5 protein-coding genes are annotated in these 4,908 nt (G+C 75.0%); 1 reads left to right on the top strand and 4 read right to left on the bottom strand.

Annotated features, from left to right (window positions below; all coding sequences use genetic code 11):
* Positions 1 to 30 precede the first annotated feature (30 nt).
* Entirely contained in the window at positions 31 to 978 is a 948-nt protein-coding gene (rocF, locus tag FV229_RS25260; RefSeq protein WP_147754563.1) for an arginase, read from the bottom strand.
* 235 nt (positions 979 to 1,213) lie between these two features.
* Here rocF and FV229_RS28325 point away from each other — a divergent pair, with 235 nt between their 5' ends.
* Complete coding sequence (locus FV229_RS28325; protein ID WP_246688339.1) at positions 1,214 to 1,594, top strand: DUF2171 domain-containing protein; 381 nt, start codon at positions 1,214 to 1,216, stop codon at positions 1,592 to 1,594.
* Between the two features lie 10 nt (positions 1,595 to 1,604).
* Here FV229_RS28325 and FV229_RS25250 read toward each other — a convergent pair whose 3' ends face one another.
* The 3 genes from FV229_RS25250 to FV229_RS25240 all read right to left on the bottom strand — a co-directional run.
* On the bottom strand, positions 1,605 to 2,390 hold the full coding sequence (locus FV229_RS25250) for a GDSL-type esterase/lipase family protein (RefSeq protein ID WP_238272316.1): 786 nt from the start codon (positions 2,388 to 2,390) through the stop codon (positions 1,605 to 1,607).
* 210 nt (positions 2,391 to 2,600) lie between these two features.
* Complete coding sequence (locus FV229_RS25245; RefSeq protein ID WP_147754561.1) at positions 2,601 to 3,074, bottom strand: anaerobic typically selenocysteine-containing protein; 474 nt, start codon at positions 3,072 to 3,074, stop codon at positions 2,601 to 2,603.
* Between the two features lie 352 nt (positions 3,075 to 3,426).
* Positions 3,427 to 4,908: SelB C-terminal domain-containing protein (locus FV229_RS25240; protein ID WP_147754560.1), on the bottom strand; the 1,482-nt coding region annotated here is incomplete at its 5' end.

Genomic DNA, 4,908 nt, shown 5'->3' with positions numbered 1-4,908 from the left:
CCGCAGGGTCGGGTCGGGCCTGGCCCTCGCTCATCCGCGCGTCGCGGGCGCCGGCACCGCGGCGATCGGCGGGGTCGGGCGGTCGAGGATGCGGCGGCCGAACAGGCTGGCGACCAGTTCCACCAGCACGCGGGCGCTGCGGCCGCGCTCGTCCAGGAACGGGTTGAGCTCGACCACGTCGAGCGAGCCGACGAGGCCGGAATCGTGCAGCATTTCCATGATCAGGTGCGCCTCGCGGAACGTCGCCCCGCCGGGCACCGTGGTGCCGACGGCCGGCGCGAGGCCGGGATCGAGGAAGTCGATGTCGAAGCTGACATGCAGGTGGCCCGAGGCCGCCGCGACCCGCTCCAAGCTGCGCCGGAGCGGCGCCACCACGCCGAACTCGTCGATGTGGCGCATGTCGGTGACCTCGACGTTCCGCGCGGCCACGAGCGCCCGCTCGCCGGCATCGATCGAGCGCAGGCCGAACAGGTGGACGCGGGTCGGGTCGAGGGCGGGGCGGCCGGGGTCGGCGAACAGGTCGGACAAGCCGGGCTCGCCGCAGAGCGCCGCCAGGGGCATGCCGTGCAGGTTCCCCGACGGCGAGGTCTCGGGGGTGTTGAAGTCGGCATGCGCGTCGAGCCAGAGCACGAAAAGCGGCCGGCCGGTCCGCGCGCAGTGGCGCATCGCCCCCTCCACGGTCCCGAGCGACAGGCTGTGGTCGCCGCCGAGGACCACGGGCAAGTCGCCCGCATAGAGCGCGGCCTCGACCCGCCGGGCGAGCGCGCGGGTCCAGGCGGCGACGGCCGGCCTGCCGACGGCGTCGGCCGGCCCGTCGGGCACCACGTCGCCGTGGTCGGCCACCGCGTGGCCGAGGTCGCGCAGGGTGCGGACGAGGCCGGCGGTGCGCAGGGCGGCCGGGCCCATCACGGAGCCGGGCTCGCTGGTGCCGACCTCGGTCGGCACGCCGAGGATCGCGATACGTTCCGGCCCGTCCATTCCCACCTCGTTCCTGCGGCGTCCTGCCGGTAGCCGCGCCTCATGACAGGCTTCGGCGACGAACCCGTGTCCGGGCACTCGCCAAGGGCTTTAGCCGGGAACGGCCCTCGACACGAAGGCCCACGGGCAAGCCGCGAGCCAGGGGCTGCCGCGGCCGGCGCGGGAACGGGGAAACGCGCCGGGGCGCGGGCGGTTGGGAGGGACGCCGACCGCGACGCATCGAAGGAGATCGCCCATGCGGGACCGTTTACAGGCCTCCCCTCGCCGAACCGCCGCCTGCCGAGCCGCCGCCTGCCGAGCCTTGGCTTCTGCCGCGGCGATCCTGCTCGCGCCCGCGGCCTTCGCGCAGACCACGCCGGTGGCGGGAGCCGCCCGCGTCACCGCGCACATGGAGGTGGTCGGCGCGGACGGGGCGCATGTGGGCACGGTCGACACGGTCGAGGACGGGACCATCGTCCTGGCCGGGACCGACCGGGATGCCGGCGGGCGGCCTCACGTCATCCCGATCGCGTGGATCGGCACGGTGGACGGAAAGGTGCTACTGACGAAGCCGGCGGCCGAGGCGAAGGCGCAATGGGATCGGGTCGGCAGGCCGGGCGGCGACCCGAAGCGCTGAAGCTCCGCCGCTACTCGGCGACCGCCTCGGTGACCTGGACGCGGCCGGCATCCTCGATGATCGCGGCGGCTGCCGCCTTGGCGAGCATCGCGTAGCCGCGGTCGGCCATGTGGAGGCCGTCGGCGGAGAAGAGCTGGTTGTGGGTCAGCTTGCCGTCGCGGATCCAGCCGCGCATCAGGTCGGCGCGGCGGATCACCGGCACGTCGAGTTCGTCGCCGATCTCGCGCACGGCGTCGCGGAAGCGGTCGGAGCCGGGGGTGGCGTCGAGCTTCGGGCACCATTGCGGCTCCATCAGAACCACGTCGATGCCGGCCTCCTGCATGCGGCGCACGGCGCTCACCGTCGCCTCGCGGAAATGCTCGATGGACACGCCGCGCAGGGGGTCGTTGCTGCCGGTCTGCCAGATCACGAGCTGCGGCTCGGCGGCGATCACGTCGCGGTCGAGGCGGCGCAGCATGTCGTCGACGTGCTCGCCGCCGATGCCGCGGTTCAGCACCGTGATGCTGGCGGCGACGCTCGGCAGGGCGGCGCGCAGGTCCGCCTGCAGGCGGGCGGGGTAGGCGTTGGCCGGCGTGCTGGCGCCGATGCCCTCGGTGGAGGACGAGCCGAAGGCGACGATGCGCAGCGGCGCGCCGATGGCGATCTGCCGGGCGACGTGCGGCAGGTCGATCTCGGCGCCCGCGTCGTGGAAGCCGAAATCGAACGGAGCCGGGAGGAGGTCGGCGTAGGCGAGCACCGCGCTCGGCAGGACGAACAGCCCGGTGAGCAGCGCGACGCCGCGAATCAAGCCCCGCAGGGGTTTCGTGACGCGGCGGGCGGACACGGTGTTCGGCACGGGCACCATCGGAGCGTTCGGGCTAGCAGGGATCGAATACGACCCTGCGGGACCGATCGAAAGGTCCCGTCTGCAACACCTGTTGAATTCCGATTGAATTCGTAACGCAAAATTAAGGCTGAATTCCGGTGATGCCGTCTCCGCCCGCCCGCGCCCTGCCGCCCGACTCGGTCAGTTCGCCGGCGGCGTGAGCACGAGCTTGCCCACGAACGGCGCGTTCTTGTTGGCGGTGCTGGTGCAGGCGAAGTCGTGGTTTCCGGCCTCGAGCGTCCGCACGCGCAGGGTGCCCTGGCCGTCGCGCTTGACCAGGTAGCCCTTCTCGCTGGCGACGTGCACGAGGTCGCCGTCGGCGTGGAGCACGTGGCCGTTCTCGAACAGGCCGTCCGCGGTGATCGTCACCGGCGTGTCGGCGTGGCTGACCACGTGCAGGGCGACGTCGGTGTTAGCGGGCAGGCGCAGCTCCGCCGGGGCGCAGACCGGCTTGCCGTTCTCGGCGGTGATCGTCAGCTCGACCGGCGGCATCACGGAGCTCGACGGCGCGGGCAGGGGCTTGCCTTGGGTAAGGGGCTTGCCTTGGGCATGGCCGGAGACGGTCCCGAGGAGGAGGATGGCGGCCGCGGCGAGGTCGCGTCGAAGAAGCTGCATGAAGGTCTATCCGGAGAAGCGTGAGCGGCAGGCGGCGCGCGGTCGCGCGGCCTCGGGATAGGAGCGGAATGGCAGCCGGGGCATGCGAGTTCCGGCACGCGACGCCGCACCGGCGGCTCGCGGAGCGGTCCGGCGGAACCGGCCTCGACCGCGCGGCGGCCGGTGCACCAGCACCGCGTCGCTGCCGTGGACGACCTCTCCGTCGTCGGCATGCTCCTGCTCTGGACCGGGGCTCGGTCCGCTCCTCCGGCATCGCCCAGGACACCGCCTCCCTCGCCGACGCGATCGCCGGACCCGCCGCGGCGCGGCCGCTTCCGATCGCCCGCCGAGACGGCCAAGCCCCGGCGAGGGCCTACCCGACGATCACCCGCCGGTCGCCGGCCCGGCGGGTGAAGCCGGTGGCGTCGAGGTGCTCCAGCAGCGGGATCGAGAACTTTCGCGAGATCCCGAGCGCCGCTCCGGCCTCGCGGGCCAGGAAGCCGGATTCGGGGCCGGTCGCCTCGGGGAAGGTGGCGCGGAGCTTGGCCCGCGCCTCCTCCACCGCCGCCTTGTGGAACAGCACGGCGCGGCGCTGCACCCGGTCGACAGCGCGGATCACCGTGCCGGCGCCGACGAGGTAGGTCAGCGCCTCGCGGCGGCGCACGTCGCGCCCGACCGCCTCCGCCTCGTCGGGCGGCGTGAGGCCGGCGTGGCGGAACAGGGCCTCGAGGCGCCGGGCGACCTCGCTCTCGTTGCGGGCCGGGTTGAACCCTGCGCGGCGGAAGAGGGCGGCGCCCTGAGTGCCCCCTGATGCGACGTCGCCGGTGGCGACGAGGTCGCGCAGCGCCGCGGCGGCCACCGGCTCGGCGAGTCCGAGCGCCCTGACGATCCGCTCGGCCGGCAGGCCGTGCTCCATCGGCTGGTCGCGATGGTGCCCGTCCAGCACCGCCAGGATCGCGTCGCGAAGGCTCGCGAAGGCGGGTCCGCCGAGGATGCGCTCGCCGACCTCGCGGGCGCCGAGCGACGGCAGCAGCGCCCGCACCCGGTCGGGCGCCGCGCCGCCGACGCGGGCGAGGTCGCCCAAGGCGGCGCCGGCAGCCCCCGCTTGCGCGAGGCGGATCGCCAGAGCCTCGGCCGGCCCGCCTTCGGCAAGCGCCGCGAGGTCGGCGAGCACGCGGGGGTCGTGGCGTTTGCGGCGGCGGCTGTCGGGATCGAGCACCCGCCCGCCGGCCACCGTGGTCGCGGGCGAATCGCGGCGCAGGATGAACGGCTCGCGCGCCGGCACGGTGACGGCGGCGTCGAGGTGGAGCTGCGCCGGCGCCGTCGCGCCGGGCTCCAGCGCGTCGCGGTCGAGGAGGCGCAGGCGCGCGCCGACCTCGCTGGTGCCGAACAGCAGCCGCAGGGCCGTGCCTCCGGGAAGCGGGTCGCCGCCCGGGCTCGCGATGAGCGAAACGTCGAGCCAGCGCGACGACGCCAGGAGGTCCGGCGGCGCGAGCGCCTGCCCCCGGGCGATGTCGGACAGGCCGACGCCGCGCAGGGCCACCGCCGTCCGCCGGCCGGGCTCGGCCGTCGTCACGGCGCGGCCGTGGATCTGCAGGCCGCGCACCGTCGCCGTGGCGCCGCCCGGCACGATCGCGACCGCGTCGCCGACGGAGAGGCGCCCGCGCCGGAGCGTGCCGGTGACCACCGTGCCGAAGCCCGCCCGCGAGAACACCCGGTCCACCGGCAGGTAGGGGAAGCCGTCGTCGGCCCGCGGCGGAGCCGCGTCGAGGAGGGCCGCCAGCGCCTCGGACAGGGCGGGCAGGCCGGCGCCGGTCAGCGTCGAGGTCGCGACGACGGCCGGCGCCTCGAGGCC

Origin of the sequence: Methylobacterium sp. WL120, from assembly GCF_008039465.1 — a bacterium.
In the GTDB taxonomy this organism is placed as follows: domain Bacteria; phylum Pseudomonadota; class Alphaproteobacteria; order Rhizobiales; family Beijerinckiaceae; genus Methylobacterium; species Methylobacterium cerastii.
This window is presented reverse-complemented; position numbering and strand designations above follow the sequence as displayed.